The organism is Bradyrhizobium sp. 155, from assembly GCF_023101105.1.
GTDB classification, from domain to species: domain Bacteria; phylum Pseudomonadota; class Alphaproteobacteria; order Rhizobiales; family Xanthobacteraceae; genus Bradyrhizobium; species Bradyrhizobium canariense_D.
Genome location: NZ_CP064704.1, coordinates 4,302,107 through 4,318,446 on the forward strand (window position 1 = coordinate 4,302,107; position 16,340 = coordinate 4,318,446).

General features: G+C 64.0%; 17 protein-coding genes. 14 read left to right on the top strand and 3 right to left on the bottom strand.

Annotated elements, in window-relative coordinates:
* Nucleotides 1–171: 171 nt before the first annotated feature.
* From lptF to IVA93_RS21105, 10 genes are all read left to right on the top strand, one after another.
* Nucleotides 172–1,341, top strand: a complete 1,170-nt coding sequence (gene lptF, locus IVA93_RS21060; RefSeq protein ID WP_018459093.1) for an LPS export ABC transporter permease LptF — start codon at nt 172–174, stop codon at nt 1,339–1,341.
* Entirely contained in the window at nt 1,338–2,435 is a 1,098-nt protein-coding gene (lptG, locus tag IVA93_RS21065) for an LPS export ABC transporter permease LptG (RefSeq protein ID WP_018459094.1), read from the top strand. The genes lptF and lptG overlap by 4 nt, the downstream gene beginning before the upstream one ends.
* Nucleotides 2,435–4,924, top strand: a complete 2,490-nt coding sequence (lptD, locus tag IVA93_RS21070; RefSeq protein WP_026233733.1) for an LPS-assembly protein LptD — start codon at nt 2,435–2,437, stop codon at nt 4,922–4,924. Before lptG ends, lptD begins: the two co-directional genes overlap by 1 nt.
* Nucleotides 4,925–4,993: 69 nt before the next feature.
* Nucleotides 4,994–5,920: a peptidylprolyl isomerase family protein gene (locus tag IVA93_RS21075; protein ID WP_026233734.1), complete on the top strand. Its 927-nt coding sequence runs from the start codon at nt 4,994–4,996 to the stop codon at nt 5,918–5,920.
* The gene (gene pdxA, locus IVA93_RS21080) at nt 5,920–6,936 is read left to right on the top strand and encodes a 4-hydroxythreonine-4-phosphate dehydrogenase PdxA (protein WP_247368737.1); all 1,017 of its coding nucleotides are present in this window, start codon (nt 5,920–5,922) and stop codon (nt 6,934–6,936) included. The genes IVA93_RS21075 and pdxA overlap by 1 nt, the downstream gene beginning before the upstream one ends.
* Nucleotides 6,933–7,793 (top strand): 16S rRNA (adenine(1518)-N(6)/adenine(1519)-N(6))-dimethyltransferase RsmA, encoded by an 861-nt coding sequence (rsmA, locus tag IVA93_RS21085; protein WP_247368741.1) that lies wholly within the window; start codon nt 6,933–6,935, stop codon nt 7,791–7,793. Before pdxA ends, rsmA begins: the two co-directional genes overlap by 4 nt.
* Nucleotides 7,794–7,809: 16 nt before the next feature.
* Nucleotides 7,810–8,868 carry an alcohol dehydrogenase gene (locus IVA93_RS21090; protein WP_018459099.1) on the top strand — a complete coding sequence of 353 codons (1,059 nt, stop codon included), beginning with the start codon at nt 7,810–7,812 and terminating at the stop codon, nt 8,866–8,868.
* A gap of 90 nt (nt 8,869–8,958) precedes the next feature.
* Nucleotides 8,959–9,120, top strand: a complete 162-nt coding sequence (locus IVA93_RS21095) for a Flp family type IVb pilin (RefSeq protein ID WP_018459100.1) — start codon at nt 8,959–8,961, stop codon at nt 9,118–9,120.
* 71 nt (nt 9,121–9,191) lie between these two features.
* A complete protein-coding gene (locus IVA93_RS21100) occupies nt 9,192–9,428 on the top strand; it encodes a hypothetical protein (protein WP_247368743.1) in 237 nt (78 codons plus the stop codon).
* Nucleotides 9,429–9,788: 360 nt separating this feature from the next.
* Nucleotides 9,789–10,505 (top strand): Crp/Fnr family transcriptional regulator, encoded by a 717-nt coding sequence (locus tag IVA93_RS21105; protein ID WP_247789218.1) that lies wholly within the window; start codon nt 9,789–9,791, stop codon nt 10,503–10,505.
* Between the two features lie 9 nt (nt 10,506–10,514).
* Here the strand turns inward: IVA93_RS21105 and IVA93_RS21110 are convergent, their stop codons facing one another.
* On the bottom strand, nt 10,515–11,252 hold the full coding sequence (locus IVA93_RS21110) for a Crp/Fnr family transcriptional regulator (RefSeq protein WP_018459103.1): 738 nt from the start codon (nt 11,250–11,252) through the stop codon (nt 10,515–10,517).
* A gap of 158 nt (nt 11,253–11,410) precedes the next feature.
* On the opposite strand from IVA93_RS21110, the gene IVA93_RS21115 reads away from it, so the two are divergent.
* Both IVA93_RS21115 and IVA93_RS21120 read left to right on the top strand, forming a co-directional pair.
* Nucleotides 11,411–11,650, top strand: coding sequence for a hypothetical protein (locus IVA93_RS21115; protein WP_247789219.1), 240 nt, complete (start codon nt 11,411–11,413; stop codon nt 11,648–11,650).
* Between the two features lie 17 nt (nt 11,651–11,667).
* Entirely contained in the window at nt 11,668–12,369 is a 702-nt protein-coding gene (locus tag IVA93_RS21120) for a Crp/Fnr family transcriptional regulator (protein WP_018459105.1), read from the top strand.
* 63 nt (nt 12,370–12,432) lie between these two features.
* On the opposite strand, the gene IVA93_RS21125 is transcribed toward IVA93_RS21120, so the two are convergent.
* Nucleotides 12,433–13,044 carry a cupin gene (locus tag IVA93_RS21125; protein WP_247368745.1) on the bottom strand — a complete coding sequence of 204 codons (612 nt, stop codon included), beginning with the start codon at nt 13,042–13,044 and terminating at the stop codon, nt 12,433–12,435.
* Between the two features lie 166 nt (nt 13,045–13,210).
* Entirely contained in the window at nt 13,211–14,203 is a 993-nt protein-coding gene (locus tag IVA93_RS21130) for a LysR family transcriptional regulator (RefSeq protein ID WP_018459107.1), read from the bottom strand.
* Nucleotides 14,204–14,316: 113 nt separating this feature from the next.
* Between IVA93_RS21130 and IVA93_RS21135 the strand changes: the two genes are divergently transcribed.
* Both IVA93_RS21135 and IVA93_RS21140 read left to right on the top strand, forming a co-directional pair.
* Nucleotides 14,317–15,297: a Bug family tripartite tricarboxylate transporter substrate binding protein gene (locus tag IVA93_RS21135; protein ID WP_085395982.1), complete on the top strand. Its 981-nt coding sequence runs from the start codon at nt 14,317–14,319 to the stop codon at nt 15,295–15,297.
* Nucleotides 15,297–15,908, top strand: coding sequence for a dioxygenase family protein (locus IVA93_RS21140; RefSeq protein WP_026233735.1), 612 nt, complete (start codon nt 15,297–15,299; stop codon nt 15,906–15,908). Before IVA93_RS21135 ends, IVA93_RS21140 begins: the two co-directional genes overlap by 1 nt.
* Nucleotides 15,909–16,340: the final 432 nt, after the last annotated feature.

The window sequence follows — 16,340 nt, forward strand, 5'->3', positions numbered from 1 at the left end:
TGAGGGTGCCACGGGGCAGCCATTTTGTTGACGGATCAAAGGGATGGTACTGAGAGAGTAAGCCGGCGGATGAGATGGTTGGCCGACCTTGGGGATCCCCTTGCGGGGATTGGTTGGACAGCCGGAATTCCGGCCGGCATTGGGGACTTGGTGGGATTCGTGCGGTAGCGCATGGGGTCAATCGATAGGTATATCTTCCGCACGACGCTCGCGTCGTTTGCGCTGGTCCTGGTCAGCCTCACGGGCGTGATCTGGATTACGCAAGCGTTGCGCGGCATCGACCTGATGACGAGCCAGGGTCAGACCATCCTGACCTTCCTCGGGATCACCAGCCTCGTCGTGCCCGCGCTGGTCCTGATCATCTCGCCGATCGCGCTGATGATCGCGATCTCGCATACGCTGAACAAGCTCGCGACCGATTCCGAGATCATCGTGATGAATGCCGCCGGCTTCTCGCCATTCCGGCTGTTCTATCCGTTCTTCTACGCCACCTGCGTGGTGGCGCTGCTGGTCGCCTTCATCGCGGCCTATCTCGCTCCCGACGGCATGCGGCGGATCAAGCAGTGGGACGCCGAGATCACCGCCGACGTGCTCACCAACATCCTGCAGCCCGGCCGCTTCGCCCAGCTCGACAAGAACCTGACGATCCGGATTCGCGAACGCCAGCCCGGCGGCATCCTCGCCGGCATCTTCATCGACGACCGCCGCGATCCGAACGAGCGGGTCTCGATCGTCGCCGAGCACGGCGAAGTCGTGAAGAACGAGACCGGATCGTTCCTGGTGCTGGAGACCGGCAATCTCCAGCGTTTCGAGGCCGGCAAGCGCGATCCCGCGCTGGTGGCGTTCGGCCGCTACGGCTTCGACATGTCCAAGTTCTCGGGCCAGGGCCGCGACGTCACCCTCGGCATCCGCGAGCGTTATCTCTGGGAGTTGCTCTCGCCGTCCGAGGACGATCCCGTCTACAAGCAGATTCCCGGCCAGTTCCGCTCGGCCCTGCATGACAGCCTGCTGGCGCCGATCTATCCCTTCGCCTTTGCCGTGCTGACCTTTGCGTTTCTGGGTGCGCCTCGCACCACGCGCCAGAGCCGCAATTTCTCGATCGGCTCCTCGATCCTTGCCGTGTTCGGCCTGCGCATGGCCGGCTTCGCCTGCTCGGTGATGGCGGTGAAATCGCCGGGCGCGGTGCTGGTCCAATATGCCATGGTCATTGGTGCCATCGGCGTCGGGCTGGCGATCATCATTGGCGGCCTTGTGGTCGAACCGCCGCCGCGCCTCATGGAGGCCATCAACAGGTCGAACGCGCGCATCGCGCGGCTGTTCGGACGGCCGGCCACCGCATGAGCATGCTCACCAACACACTCGGGCGCTATTTCGCCGGCCGTTTCGTGGTCGCGGCGCTCGGCGTGTTCGCCGGCATTTTCCTGCTGCTGGTGCTGGTCGATTACATCGAGATGGTGCGCAAGACCTCAGGGCTCGCATCCGCCTCCGCAGTCATGGTGGCCGAGACCTCGCTGTTCCGCGTGCCGCAGCTTTTGGAGAAGCTGACGCCGTTCTGCATGCTGATCGGCGCCATGACCTGCTATCTCGCCCTCTCCCGCCGGCTCGAGCTCGTCGTCGCGCGCGCCGCCGGCGTCTCCGCATGGCAATTCATCTCGCCGGCGCTCGGCAGCGCGCTCCTGATCGGCGTGATCGCCACCGTCGCCTACAATCCGATGTCGGCCAATCTGCGCGAGCTGTCCAAGCGCATGGAAGCCGAGCTGTTCGGCTCGGCGCCCGGCGGCGGCATTCAGGACGCCTCCGGCTTCTGGCTCAACCAGAAGACCAGCGACGGCGAGACGATCATCAATGCGGCGCGCAGCGAGCAGCAGGGTATCCGGCTCACCGGACTCACGCTGTTCCGGTTTGACACAGAGCAGCACTTCAAGGAACGGGTCGAGGCGCGCGAGGCGACGCTCGAGGCCGGCCGTTGGCTGTTCAAGGGCGTCCGCCGCTTCTCGCTGGATTCGCCGCCGGTCGATCAGGCCAGCCTGGAGATTCCGACCACGCTGACCGAGGCCCAGGTCCGCAACAGCTTTTCCACACCCGAGACTGTGTCCTTTTGGCAACTACCGAGCTACATCCGCTCATCCGAAAGCTCGGGCTTCGCGACAGCCGGATACCGACTCCAGTATCAGAAGCTTCTGGCACAGCCGTTTTTGCTTGCAGCCATGGTGATGCTCGCGGCCTCCGTGTCGTTGCGCTTCTTCCGGATGGGCGGCGTGCAGAAGATGGTTTTGAGTGGCGTGGGCGCAGGCTTTCTGCTCTACGTTCTGTCGAAAGTGACTGAAGATTTGAGCAAGGCTGAGTTGATGCATCCGATCGCTGCGGCGTGGTTGCCCGTGGTGGTGGGCGGCCTCACCGGCTTTTTGGCCTTGCTGTATCAGGAGGACGGATAGTGACGGCCGTCCACCGAGGGCCCGTGTCTCGTTTGACGCGGCGCACATTGGTGCGCGCGAACGGGTGTGGCTTGTCCATTCGCAGATTCCTGCTTGCTGTCGCCGCCGTGGCATCGCTCGGTGGCGTGATGGACGTTGCCGCCGTGACGCCGGCCTCCGCCCAGAGCTTCACCTACAATCCGCTGCCGCCGCGTGCGAAGCCGCCGAAGGCCGTCAACGACAACCAGATGCTGGTTCAGGCGACCGAGGTCGATTACGACTACAACAATTCGCGCGTCTCCGCGGTCGGTAACGTCCAGCTGTTCTACAACGGCACCAGCGTCGAGGCCGACAAGGTCATCTACGACCAGAAGACCAAGCGGCTCCATGCCGAAGGCAACATCCGTATGACGGATGCCGACGGCAAGATCACCTATGCCGAGATCCTGGACCTGTCCGACGACTACCGTGACGGCTTCGTCGATTCGCTGCGCGTTGATACGGCCGACCAGACCCGCATGGCGGCGAGCCGCTCCGATCGCTCCAGCGGCAACTACACGGTGTTCGAGAACGGCGTCTACACGGCCTGCGCGCCGTGCAAGGACGATCCGAAGAAGCCGCCGCTCTGGCAGGTCAAGGGTGCGCGCATCATCCACGACCAGCAGGAGAAGATGCTGTATTTCGAGACGGCGCAGCTCGAATTCTTCGGCGTGCCGATCGCCTATATGCCCTATTTCTCGACGCCCGACCCGACCGTGAAGCGCAAGACCGGCTTCCTGATGCCGGGCTTCACGTCGAATACGCCGTTCGGCTACGGCGTCGAGGTTCCGTTCTACTGGGCGATCGCGCCCGACATGGACGCCACCTTCAACCCGCGCATCACGTCCAGGCAGGGCGTGCTGTTCCAGGCCGAATTCCGCCAGCGCCTGATGGACGGCGCCTATCAGATCCGCGTCTACGGCATCGACCAGCTCGATCGGAGCGCGCTCGCGGGCCAGCCCGGCGACAAGCAGTTCCGCGGCGCCGTCGACACCAAGGGTCAGTTCGCGCTGAACGACAAATGGGTCTGGGGTTGGGACGGTGTCCTGATGTCCGACTATTATTTCTTCTCGGACTATCGGTTGTCGCAATATCGCGATCCGCTGGGCTCGTTCCTGTATCTGCCGACGGATGCACTCTCGCAGCTTTACCTGACCGGTGTCGGCAATCGCAGCTTCTTCGACGCGCGCACGATGTACTGGCTGAGTTACTCGGGCAACCAGAACCAGGTGCCGGTCGTCTACCCCGTGATCGACTACTCGAACGTGCTGAACTATCCGGTCTTCGGCGGCGAGTTCAGCTACAAGACCAATTTCGTGAACCTGTCGCGTGACACCGCGGTGTTCGATCCGATCACGACGCTCGCCAACACCAACAGCCTGTGCACGACGGTGTCGGCCGATCCGCTCGCGCGGACGCCGTCGCAGTGCCTGCTGCGCGGCTTCCCGGGTACCTACACCCGCCTAACGGCGGAAGCGCAGTGGCGCAAGTCCTTCACCGATCCGTTCGGTGAAATCTGGACGCCGTTCGCCATTCTCCGCGCCGACGCGATCAACTCCTCGGTCTCCAACCAGCCGGGCGTGTCGAATTATTTGCCCGTTGGCGACACCCAGGCGCTCCGCCTGATGCCGACCGTGGGCCTCGAATACCGCTACCCCTTCATCAACGTTCAGCCCTGGGGTTCGACCACCATCGAGCCGATCGCGCAGATCATCATCCGGCCGAACGAGACCTATGCCGGCAAGCTCCCCAACGAGGACGCGCAGAGCATGGTGTTCGACGCCTCGAACCTGTTCAGCGTCGACAAGTTCTCCGGCTACGACCGTGTCGAGGGCGGCGGCCGCGCCAATGTCGGCGTGCAGTCCACCACGCAGTTCGACAGGGGCGGAGCCATCAAGACGCTGTTCGGCCAGTCCTACCAGCTGTTCGGCATGAACTCCTTCGCGGTCCAGGACTCCATCAATACCGGCGTGGATTCCGGCCTGCAAAGGCCGCGCTCCGACTATGTGGCGAGCGCCGCCTATTCGCCCAACAGCACCTATACGTTCAGCGTTCGCTCGCGCATGGACGAGCAGACCTGGAACGTGCAGCGCTTCGAGGCGGAAGGCCGCGCCAACTTCAACCGCTGGTCAGTCAGCATGCTGTACGGCAATTACGCGGCGCAGCCGGAACTCGGCTATCTAACCCGCCGCGAGGGCATCCTGACGTCAGGCTCGATCAAGCTCGCGGCCAATTGGGTGGTCACGGGCTCGGCGCGCTGGGACCTTGAGGCCAACAAGATCAACCAGTATGTGCTCGGTGCCGGCTACGTCGACGATTGTTTTGTGCTCGGCTTGAACTATGTAACGGCGTATAGCTATTCCGCAGGCTCGACCCCGCCCGTGCTGAACCACGCGATCATGTTCCAGATCGGCCTGCGCACGCTGGCGAACACAGCGACCACCAGCAGTTCCGGCGGCGGACTCCAGTGAACGGTTTGAAGGTGCCGGCCGCGTGTTCCCGATCGCAGGTTCACCTCGGCTGACATGCGAGCGACAAATATGACGATCCCATTGCCTGTCTTCCGCCTCTTCCTCATCCTCGCCGCCCTGCTGCTGGCCGGCGCGCCGTTGCGTGCGCAGAACATCGTCTTGATGGTCAACGGCGATCCCATCACCGACTTCGACATCGAGCAGCGCTCCAAGCTCGACCAGCTGACGACGCAGAAGACACCGGCCCGCCAGGACGTCATCAACGAGCTGATCGACGACCGGGTGAAGATGAAGGAAGGCAAGAAATATGGTGTCGACCCCGGCGTCTCCGACATCAACCAGTCCTACGAGGGCATGGCGCAGCGCATGCGCATCTCGCCGGACCAGCTCACCAAGTCGCTCGAGGTCAAGGGCGTCCGCCCCGAAACCCTGAAGAGCCGCATGAAGGCCGAGATGGTCTGGACCAGCCTCGTGCGCGGCCGCTTCAAGGAGAAGCTGCTGGTCGGCGAGAAGGACGTCGCGCAGGCCGTGCAGGCCCAGACCGGCGACAAGCTGCAGATCGAGGGCACCGAATACAAGATGCAGCCGATCGTGCTGATCGTGCCACGGGGCTCGTCGCCGGCGTTCCTGGAGACGCGGCATAAGGAAGCCGAGCAGTATCGCTCGCGCGTCGGAAGCTGCGAAGAAGCCAATTCGCTGTTCCGCTCCACGCCGAACGCCACCATCCGCGACGTCGTCACCAAGACCACCGCTGAATTACCCGAGGCGCTGCGTAAGGTGCTCGACGACACGCCGATCGGCCACCTGACCGCGCCCGAGACGACCAAGGCAGGCATCGAGATGGTGGTGCTGTGCTCGCGCAAGCCGACCATGATCGACACACCGAAGAAGCGCGAGGTCCGCGAGAAGATGTATCAGGAGAAGTACGAGAAGACCCAGAAGACCTATCTCGAGGAGCTCCGCAAGGCGGCGATGATCGAGTATCGCAACCGCTGATGGCCAAGCAGCCTGCCAAGCCCCTCGCCCTGACGCTGGGAGAGCCTGCCGGCATCGGCCCCGACATCACCATCGCAGCCTGGCTCAAGCGCCGCGAACTGGACCTGCCCGCCTTCTATCTGCTCGGCGACGAGGCGCTGATCGCCCGCCGCGCCAAGGCGCTCGGCGCTGCCGTCAGGATCGCTTCGGTGACCACCGGCGAGGCCGAGGCCGCCTTCCCCGAGGCCCTGCCCGTGGTTGCGTCCGGCGAGCCCGCGAGCGCCGCGCCCGGCAAGCCCGACGCATCGAGCGCGCCGGCCGCGCTCGCCTCGATCCGCCAGGCGGTCACGGATGTCCGCGAGGGCCGCGCCGGCGCCGTTGTCACCAATCCGATTGCCAAGAGCGTGCTCTATAGTGCCGGCTTCCGCCATCCCGGCCATACCGAATTCCTCGCAGAGCTCGCCGCGGAAGACGGCCCCACGCCGCAGCCGGTGATGATGCTGTGGTCGCCGCGGCTCGCCGTAGTGCCCGTGACCATCCACGTCTCCTTGCGCGATGCACTGGCCCAGCTCACCAGCGAGCTGATCATCTCGACCGTGCGCATCGTCGCGACCGAACTCAAATCCCGCTTCGACATCGCGAATCCGCGCATCGCGATTTCCGGCCTCAATCCGCACGCGGGCGAGGACGGCTCGCTCGGCCACGAGGAGCAGACCGTGATCGCGCCGGCGATCAAGACGTTGCGGGGCGACGGTATCGAGGCGAAGGGACCGCTCCCCGCCGACACCATGTTCCACGAAGCCGCGCGAAACAGCTATGACTGCGCCGTCTGCATGTACCACGACCAGGCGCTGATCCCGATCAAGACTGTGGCCTTCGATGACGCGGTCAACGTCACGCTCGGACTGCCCTTCATCCGCACCTCGCCCGACCACGGCACCGCCTTCGACATCGCCGGCACCGGCAAGGCCAATCCGGCAAGCCTGATCGCTGCGTTGAGGCTTGCGAGCCGGATGGCGGCTGCGAAAACCCGATGAGCACGATCGATGACCTCCCGCCGCTTAGCGAGGTCATTCGCCAGCACGCCTTGTCGGCGCGCAAATCGCTCGGCCAGAACTTCCTCCTCGACCTCAATCTCACCGCGCGCATCGCGCGTGCGGCGGCTCCACTCGAGGATTCCACCATCATCGAGATCGGCCCCGGCCCGGGCGGGCTGACGCGCGCCCTGCTCGCGCTCGGCGCCAGACGCGTCATCGCCATCGAGCATGACGAGCGCGCGATCCCTGCCTTGCAGGATATTGCTGCGCGCTATCCCGGCCGACTCGAGATCGTCCATGGCGACGCCATGACCTTCGACCCGCGCCCGCTGCTATCAGGCGAAAGAGCAAAAATCGTCGCCAACCTGCCCTACAACATCGCGACCCACCTCCTCGTCGGCTGGCTCACCACCGAACCCTGGCCGCCCTGGTACGAAATGATGGTCCTGATGTTCCAGCGCGAGGTCGGCGAGCGCATCGTGGCGCGCGAGGACGAAGAGGCCTTCGGCCGACTCGGCGTGCTCGCCAATTGGCGCTGCGAGACCAAGATCCTGTTCGACATCGCGCCGTCCGCCTTCGTGCCGCCGCCGAAGGTTACGTCTTCCGTTGTGCGACTGATCCCGCGCGAAACGCCTCTCGCCTGCGATCGCAAGCTGCTCGAACAGGTCGCGGCCGCCGCCTTCGGCCAGCGCCGCAAGATGCTGCGGCAAAGCCTGAAGGCGCTCGGCGCCGATCCCGCGCGGCTCGCCGCAGCTGCCGGCGTGGATGCGACGCGGCGCGCGGAGACCGTTCCGATTTCCGGCTTTGTTGCCATGGCCCGTGAATTGGCCAATATACGCAGCGAAACAGAGAGATAATTTCGGAGGAAGAAATATGGCGTTGATGCGTCGGCAGTCCCTCGTCAAGTTCGATGCGCCGCTGTGCGAGACCATCGTCGAGACGCCGAAGCCGCAAGGTCGAGAGGTGCTGGTGCGGATCGAGCGTTGCGGCCTCTGCCACTCCGATCTGCACATCCAGGACGGCTACGCCGATCTCGGCGGCGGCAAGAAGCTCGACACCACGCGCGGCATGACGCTGCCCTTCACGCTCGGCCACGAGATCGCGGGCGTGGTCGACGAAGTCGGCCCCGAGGTATTCGCCGGTCTCGTCGGCAGCAAGAAGGCGGTGTTTCCGTGGATCGGTTGCGGCCAGTGTCGCGACTGCGCCAATGGCGACGAGAATCTCTGCGCCAGACAGCGCTTTCTCGGCGTCTCCATCGACGGCGGCTTCGCCACCCACGTGCTGGTGCCCGACGCGAAATATCTGCTCGACTACGATCCCCTGCCCGTCAACCAGGCCGCGACGCTGATGTGCTCCGGCGTCACCGCCTACGGCGCGCTCAAGCGCCTGGTCGACCGGCCGCGCCAGCGCAACCTCCTGCTGATCGGCCTCGGCGGTGTCGGCATGATGGGCCTTTCCTTCGCGGCGGCCATGTTCAAGCAGCCGATCACGGTCGCCGACCTCAGCGGTGCCGCGCGCGAAACCGCGCTGAAGAACGGCGCGGCGGTGGCCTACGATCCGGCCGAGCCCGACGTGGTCAAGCGCATCCTCAAGGAAACCGATGGCGGCTTCGACGAGATCGTCGACTTCGCGGGCAACGAGAAGTCCATGGCTTTCGCGGTCGCCGTCGCCGCGCGCGGCGGCAAGATCGTGGTCTCCGGCCTGATGGGGGGCCAGTTCACGTTGCCGATGGTGCAATGGGTCTACAAGCGCATGACCATCGAGGGCTTCATGGTCGGCACACTCACCGAGGCTCACGAGCTGATGGCGCTCGCCCGCGCCGGCAAGATCAAGCCGACGCCGATGCGCGAGGAGCCGATGGCCGACGTCCAAACATGGATCGACGAGCTTCGCGCCGGCAAGGTCGTCGGCCGCATCGTGCTCAAGAACTAGAAACTGACGCAGACCCGTGTTCCAAATTGGGGAACCCGCTCTCTGCAGAATACGGTCCCCGCCAGCTCTCTTTTTGGATTTCTGGCAACCATGCAGACGATCCGCCGCTTCCTCGCCGACGAGTCCGGCGCCACAGCGATCGAGTACGGCCTGATCGCCGCCGGCATTGCGCTTGCGATCATCGCCGTCGTCAACAATCTCGGCGCGACGCTGAACAAGAAGTTCACCTCGATCGGCAGCTCGCTGAAGTAGCGGGCACGCGCGCCAATTCAAAGCATTCGTCTGTCCCGCGGAACGGCAACGGCCGCGCCGCGTTGGCAGCCATGTCCATTCGCTGCACCGTCGAGAACGCATTCTTCATCGCCTGGAGTTTCCTGGAGCGGAGCGGAGAGCTCGGCTCCCCGGACGAGACGGCGAACGTCCTGCTCGACGCCATTGAGGCCCAGCTCAGGACCGGCGAGCGCCGGCAACTGATGCTCGCCAACAGGGCGATCGATGCCTATCGCGCCCACGCGGAAAAAGGCCGGCCCGCGCACGATTGCGAAGCACGCTTCGGGTGACGAACTTCGGGTGATGAACATCCCGGCCGCCCTCGGGCCCGCCGGCCCGGCGGCGTTGAGGTATAGGCCGGCGGTCCGTCGGGCAGAGCGCACGGGCTGCGGCGCTCCGCGACGAGCGCGCTACGCTGGAGCCGCGCCCTGCTGTGTGCACTCCTGCACAGAGCTCGCAATGTTGAAGGCCGCTGGGTTCGGCTGCGCCATTGCCTCGTCCCATGCCTCGCCAAAACTTTCTGGAATTCCGCAAGCCGGAGGCCATTTTTCAACGGCTGAAAAACGCCTTGTGTGCACTTTGGAACCGTCGGCTCCGTCACGGAAACGTAGGGTTCTGGCCGGTGCCGATTCCCGGCCAGAGCAAGACATGTGACCGGTCGGCCCCAGAACGATCTTCTCCAGCAGCTCAGCCGCCCGGATTTCGAACTGCTCGCGCCGCACCTCCAGCCGGTCGAACTCGAGGCGAGCCACATCCTTTATCATGCCGGCGACGAGGTGGCGGCGGTCCATTTTCCCTGCCGTTCCACGCTCGTGTCGTTCGCCGTGCCGGTCGAGGACGATCGCGAGGTCGAAAGCCTGCTGGTCGGGCGCGAGGGCGCGGTGGGCATTGCCGCCGGCCGCAGCGCCTCGCTGGCCTATTCGCGCATCGTCGTGAAGCTGGGCGGCACCCTGCTGCGGCTGCCGCCGCGCGTGCTCGAGCAGGCCCAACAGAGGTCGGCCACGCTTCTGCAAATCTTCTCTCGCTACGCCGACTGCCAGTTCGCGCAGCTGCTCCAGACCGCGGCCTGCAATGCCCCGCATTCGATCGAGCAGCGCGCCGCCAAGTGGATCATCTCCGCGCAGGAGCACGTCGGCGGCCCCGAGATCCCCCTCACCCATGAGCAGCTGGCCGGCATGCTCGGCGTGTCCCGCAGCTATGCCAGCCGCGTCATCCAGATGTTCAAGGCCAGGCGGATCCTCGCGACACGCCGCGGCGCCATCCTGATCCTAGATGCGCCGGCGCTCGAAGCCAGAGCCTGCTCCTGCAACGACTGGGTGAAGAAGCACTTTGACGAGGTGATGGGACGCACGGCCGCGGACGGTTAGCTTTAGGTCTCACGCATGCGGCGGCGATTGGCGCTTCAAGTGCAGATAGGTCGGACTGAAGCCTCCGAGCCGCTGCAATTCGCGCCATTTCATGACGATGAGCTCGCCGTCGTGCATGTCCATGGTCCCGCTCCGCCTGAGGTCGGCGAGCGTCCGGTTCACCGTCGCGATCGCCATACCCAAGGTCTCGCCGAGCTGCGCCAGGCTGAGCGGCAGGCGGCAGCGATTGCCGCGGACGAGCTGCGCTGCGCGGGCGCGGTAGAACAGCTCGCAGAACAGGTGTGCCATGCGCGCGTGCATCGGCCGGGCGCTGTTGTTGGTGATGGCCTCGCGAAAGATCGCGGCATCGAGCAGGGTCTCGCGCCAAACCGACAGCGCGAAGGTCGGTCGTCGCCGGAAGGCAATGAACAATTCGCGATGCGGGATGAAGGCCACCGAGGCAGGCCCGAGGGCGCAGAGGCCATGGTCCATCTGGTCGATGAACAAGCCCTGGGAGTCCGGCAGGTCGCCGGACAGATGGAACGCGAGGTATTGCCGCCGGCCGCTGTCGAGCAAATGGTAGCGCGCGATCATGCCGGAGACGACCAGCGCCGAATGCTCGGGTTCGTCGCCCTGACGGATGAAATCCTCGTTCGGCGCGAACTCGCGCTGCACAAAGGTCAGCCCGCGAATTTCGGCGACATCCTCCTGGGCGAGTGCGGTGTGCTCGCCCAAATTCCGGATCAGCACGTCATGCGCTTTTTCCATAGGTCCCGCCAAAAATCCTGCCGGTTCGATCAAATGATACATCTGGCCCGTATCCAGCGGACTAGAACGCGGGTCGGAAGCACAGGTTGCTACCGGTCTGCGACATTACTTGGTCGCAGCCCACCGTCCCTCGATCGCTGACTGCGCCCGCCATTCGCATGAGCTCTACGACGATCCTGAAGCGCATTCGCCACCTGTTCGCATCGGAGTCGGGCGAGCACCTGGACAGTATCAGCGCTGCCTTCCAGCGAGGCACGCTGAAGGATGCGGCGCGGCCGATGTCGGATCAGGAGCTTGCGCGCGCCATCCGCGAGTTCCAGGCGGTTCCCGTGTCCGATTGGACCATCGCGAAACTCTCACGATGCCTGCTCGAGCCGGCGATGCCGGGTGACGACTGAAACACCTCCTCCTCTCCATGCCGCACCCCAAGTTCATCGCACATCTCCAGGCGATTGAAGGCCTCTCCGACGACGAACGCCGCCAGATCGCGGCTCTGCCGTCCACGCTGCGCCAGGTCTCCGACGGCGAGACCCTGCTGCGCCAGGGTGAAGATACCTCTCGCTGCGTTTTCGTCGTCAGCGGCTTCCTCTATCAGGCGCGCATCGTCGGCGATCGCAGCCAGATCCTCGCCTTCCACGTTCCCGGCGACATGCCGTGCCTCCACACGCTGCTGGTCTCGCCGATGGATGCGGACCTCGTCGGTCTTGGCCCTTCCCTCGTCGGCTACGTCGCACACAGCCAACTCAAGCAGCTGCTCGACGGCTCCATTCACCTGACCCGCGCGTTCTGGCGCGAGACGCTGATCGATGCGGCGATCTCGCGACAATGGATCGCGCGCCTCGGCGCACAGGCGGCACTGCCGAAGGTGGCCCATCTGATCTGCGAGCTCGCCGCAAGGCTGGAGGTCGTGGGCCTCGTCAAGAACGGCCGCTTCCAGATGCCGATGACGCAGCGGCACGTCGCCGATGCCTGCGGACTGTCGATCGTCCACGTCAATCGCACCATCCAGGAGCTGAGAGGGCGCCGATTGATTGCCTGGGAGGGAAGCGAGATCGAGCTGTTGCAACCCGACGAGCTCCGCGCGCTCGCGGATTTCACGCCGGATTATCTGACCTGACAAAGACGGGCGGCGTCCCAACGAACGACATTCGAACCGGCACAGCAAAAGCGATCCCCCGCCTCACGATCGCGATGGCTTTATCCGCCATGATTTGAGCAACGGGCCGCCGGCACCCAGCACGGGATCGGTCTTCGGCTTGCGGACCTTGGCGACGCGTTTGCTGGCGTCAGGACGCTCTCGCGTGTCGGTGCACTCGTCATACGTCCCCTCCTGCGGATACGCTCCGACGACCAGGAAGTCCCGGCTGGACTCGATCAGTCGGTGTCCGGTGCCTGCGGGAAGGACCAGAACATCTCCGGCCTTCACGCTCAGGATTCGCCCCTTGATCCCGCCGCACTCGATCCTGGCCGTGCCGCGTGCCACGCCCACTTCGTGGATCTGCGAATGATAGTGGACAAAGTCATAAACCGTATCGCGCCAAGAGCGGCCCCAGCCGTGACGATCGAACAGCGTGTCGATGATGACCTCTGGAGCAAAACGCCGGGTCTTCAGGTTCACCGCGCCGCGATAGAGCAAGACGGGAAAATGCGGGTTATTCGGCACGATGCCATCGTCCTGGAAACGGATGGCTGTCGGCTTCCGAGCCCGCACGAGCGCCCGCAGCGTTGCCGCGTCGGGGTGATCCTCAACGAACTTCTTGGCGAGATTTTTGATCTGGTCCTTGATCGGCATGGCGTCTCCTCAGCCGCAATTAAACGACGGCCGGAAGCATAAGTTTCCCGAGGTGATCCGGTTGGACCGCCATCTCCTCGGCGTCATTTCCGGCGAAGACAAGCCTTCCAGAAATCGTTCCGCGGCAGCACTCCGGAATGCTCGCTGCGCTCGCCCGGCCAGCGCCTTACCCCGGGGTAGCCGACGATGGCCGCGCAGGAGCGGAACGACGCGCGTTTCGCTTACCTGCGAGCGGCTTTGCGACCTCCCGGGCGCACTCGACGAGCAGCCGCTGAGCAGGGTTTGGCGTTCTGCCCTTCATCGCAATGATCCCGATCGGCCACATCTGAATAGGCATTTCCACCGGTAAAACCTTCATCGACAGCCGCTTCGCGCTGAAGTGCAACATCGATGCCGGAAGGAAACTCAGGAATCGTTCCGACGAGAGCAACGCCGACTGCATAAGGATCGAATACACGGTTACGCTGGCACGTGGCACCTCCAGCCCGGAGGCGTGAAATGCGTTGGCAATCCAGCCGCCCGGAAAGCTTTCGCGCGGCGGCAGGCACCAACGCTCGTTGACCAGCTCGTCGAGGCGGATCTTGCGCCGCCCCACCCACGGACTGTGCAAGCCTGCGACAACGACACCGCTTTCGTGCAACAGCACTTCGACATCAGTATCGGCAGCCGGTGTCGGGCTCGGCAGGCGCCCTATCATGAGGTCGATGTCGTGATTGCGCAGATGACGATCCTGAAGCTCCGGCGGTTCGCCCTCGATGATGTGAAGCGCGAGCCTCGGATATTGCCGGGATAGCCGGTCAATGATGGCCGGCAGTAGTCCGGCCATCACGGGCTCGGTGCTGCCAATGCGCAATTCACCCACCGCGGGATCAGCGAGCGATTGCAGCTCGTCGACGCCACTCCGCAAATCGTTGCACAAAGCAATGCTGCGCTTGAGCAAGGCCTTGCCGTAAAGCGTGGGCTCAACGCCGAGCCGGCTGCGCTCCAGAAGCGGAAGGCCGATCGTTTGCTCCAGGCTTGCGATCATCTTGGATATGACAGGCTGAGAAATTGCTAGGTGCTCGGCCGCCTTCGCCATGCTCCCGTATTCCACGACGGCGATAAACACGTTCAGTTGCCGCAGCTTGATCCGACGGCTGATCTGGGATGCATCGAGCATGCGACCCTTTCCGAAATGGAATAGAACTATCGAGAAATAGAACTTTTCTTATATAGGTCCGCGGGACAAGCTGCAATTCGCGTTACCCTCCACCGCCAAGGATTGGAGCAGCCATGTCGAACATTCACGTACCCCGTCGCACCTTCCTGCTCGGAAGCCTCGCGGGATTGTTGCTGCCCGGCAAGGTCGCCGCGCAGCCTTATCCGTCCAATCTCATACGTGTTGTCGTCCCTGCCGGCGCGGGGACACCGCCCGACATCATCAGCCGCATGATCGCCGACGAGCTCGCCGCCAATGAAGGCTGGCGACTTGTGGTGGAAGATCGCCCCGGTGCGCTGCAGACCATTGCCATGAACGACGTGAGCGGTCGTCCGGCGGACGGCTATACACTGCTGACCATGAGCCTTCCGATGACGGTCACCCCGGCCCTGCTTCCGAAGGCGGAGACACGGGCGGATGTGGATTTCGATCCGGTGATCAAGATATCGAAATCCTACACCGTGCTCGTTACAACGCCTTCCTTGCCGGTCGACTCGTTAGCCGGTCTGGTGGCGTTGCTCAAGAGCAAGCCAGGGAAGCTCAACTTCTCTTCCGCGGGCTTCGGCACCCCCTCGCACCTGATCGGCGAAATGTTTGCATTGCAGGCGGGCGTGCGCGCCACCCACGTGCCCTACCAGCAGTTTTCCCAAGCAATCACCGATCTGATCAGCGGCAACGTCCAATACATGTTTGTCACCACGCTTCCGGTTATTGACCTCATTGCGACCGGCAAGTTGCGAGCGCTTGCCGTCACCGCCCCCACCAGGATTGCTGCCCTGGGAGACATTCCCACTGTGATCGAGGCAGGCTTTCCCGATCTGGTGACAGCCGATTGGATCGGCTTTGCAGCGAAGCGTGGAACGGCTGCGGAAGTAACGTCGCAGCTCAACAAGGCAATTAACAAGGTACTTCTCGAGCCGAAGATCCGCGCTTCCCTCGACAAGATAGGAGCCGTAGCCGTGGGTGGCACCGCCGCAGAATTTGGTGAGGGAATCCGGAGTGACATCGCCCACTGGGCCAAGGTCGTCAAGGATGCGGATATCAAGCTGCCTTGATGAGCCAGACCCCATCCAAAGCCCAGACGAGTGGCCGCGATGCAGCAGCATTGGCGATCACGCCGCCGCAGATTGTCGGCCCGTTCTACCCGGTCTCGGAGCACCCCGATCTGGCAACCGATCTGGCGCGTCCAAGCGGCAGCACCGCTGAGGCGCTGGGCCAGCTCATCCATCTCAGCGGACGCGTGCTCACGCGTTCGGGAGCGCCGGTGCCGCATGCACGCATTGACATCTGGCAAGCCAACGCGGCGGGGAAATATCGTCATCCGAGTGATATCAATCCGGCGCCGCTCGATCCCAATTTCAAAGGCTTCGCGCGTCTCACAACGGATGCGGCCGGGCACTACAGCTTTCGTACCGTCAAACCGGGCCGCTATCCGACAGCAGAGGGCGAGGTCAGGCCGCCGCACATTCATCTCACCGTTGAGGGGCGGTTCGATTGCCTGGTGACCCAGTTGTATTTCGCTGGCGAAGAAGAAAACGTGACCGACCGCTGGCTCAATGCGGCCCCGCATCCGGAAAGGTTAATCGTTACTCTGCAAAATTCGCCATCACGCCTTGAGAGGCATGCGTTGATCGCGCATTTCGACATTGTTCTTGCCAGCGGATGACAAGCGTTTCAGGTGGCTCCAAGCCCGATTTGGGTCGTTCGCCACCGGCGCTGACGCGTCGGGCAAAACACCCCCGTCAAGGCCTCCGCGCAAAAATATTTCGCTTTTCCGAATTTCGGATTTGTGGCATACGCCCGTCATCCTGGCCCTGCCAAAGGGGCGTTCGCGACCGTCACGACATGCGGGCCGGGTGGCGGTGGACGCGGCAGCGACGGCGCGGGCGGCGTGACGACAGGGCGGGCAACCGTGAGTCCTCGCGCGACGCGTACGACACGGCGCTGGAGAGCGGGCTTGTCGGTCATCGGGGGTGAGCACACGCAAGCCCTCGATGATTTCGGCCGGACCGTCCGCGGATGGAGAAGTCGTGTGGTCCTGACGCCCGGGGTCTGTGCGTCAAGCCTCGCGGTGATGTGGCGGCCCGACCGGGCGCGC

Bases quoted from the DNA above. Each gene is read 5' to 3' on its own strand.
- lptF (WP_018459093.1), top strand. From the start codon at position 172: ATGGGGTCAATCGATAGGTATATCTTCCGCACGACGCTCGCGTCGTTT.
- lptG (WP_018459094.1), top strand. From the start codon at position 1,338: ATGAGCATGCTCACCAACACACTCGGGCGCTATTTCGCCGGCCGTTTC.
- IVA93_RS21075 (WP_026233734.1), top strand. From the start codon at position 4,994: ATGACGATCCCATTGCCTGTCTTCCGCCTCTTCCTCATCCTCGCCGCC.
- pdxA (WP_247368737.1), top strand. From the start codon at position 5,920: ATGGCCAAGCAGCCTGCCAAGCCCCTCGCCCTGACGCTGGGAGAGCCT.
- rsmA (WP_247368741.1), top strand. From the start codon at position 6,933: ATGAGCACGATCGATGACCTCCCGCCGCTTAGCGAGGTCATTCGCCAG.
- IVA93_RS21090 (WP_018459099.1), top strand. From the start codon at position 7,810: ATGGCGTTGATGCGTCGGCAGTCCCTCGTCAAGTTCGATGCGCCGCTG.
- IVA93_RS21095 (WP_018459100.1), top strand. From the start codon at position 8,959: ATGCAGACGATCCGCCGCTTCCTCGCCGACGAGTCCGGCGCCACAGCG.
- IVA93_RS21100 (WP_247368743.1), top strand. From the start codon at position 9,192: ATGTCCATTCGCTGCACCGTCGAGAACGCATTCTTCATCGCCTGGAGT.
- IVA93_RS21110 (WP_018459103.1), bottom strand. From the start codon at position 11,252: ATGGAAAAAGCGCATGACGTGCTGATCCGGAATTTGGGCGAGCACACC.
- IVA93_RS21115 (WP_247789219.1), top strand. From the start codon at position 11,411: ATGAGCTCTACGACGATCCTGAAGCGCATTCGCCACCTGTTCGCATCG.
- IVA93_RS21120 (WP_018459105.1), top strand. From the start codon at position 11,668: ATGCCGCACCCCAAGTTCATCGCACATCTCCAGGCGATTGAAGGCCTC.
- IVA93_RS21125 (WP_247368745.1), bottom strand. From the start codon at position 13,044: ATGCCGATCAAGGACCAGATCAAAAATCTCGCCAAGAAGTTCGTTGAG.
- IVA93_RS21130 (WP_018459107.1), bottom strand. From the start codon at position 14,203: ATGCTCGATGCATCCCAGATCAGCCGTCGGATCAAGCTGCGGCAACTG.
- IVA93_RS21135 (WP_085395982.1), top strand. From the start codon at position 14,317: ATGTCGAACATTCACGTACCCCGTCGCACCTTCCTGCTCGGAAGCCTC.
- IVA93_RS21140 (WP_026233735.1), top strand. From the start codon at position 15,297: ATGAGCCAGACCCCATCCAAAGCCCAGACGAGTGGCCGCGATGCAGCA.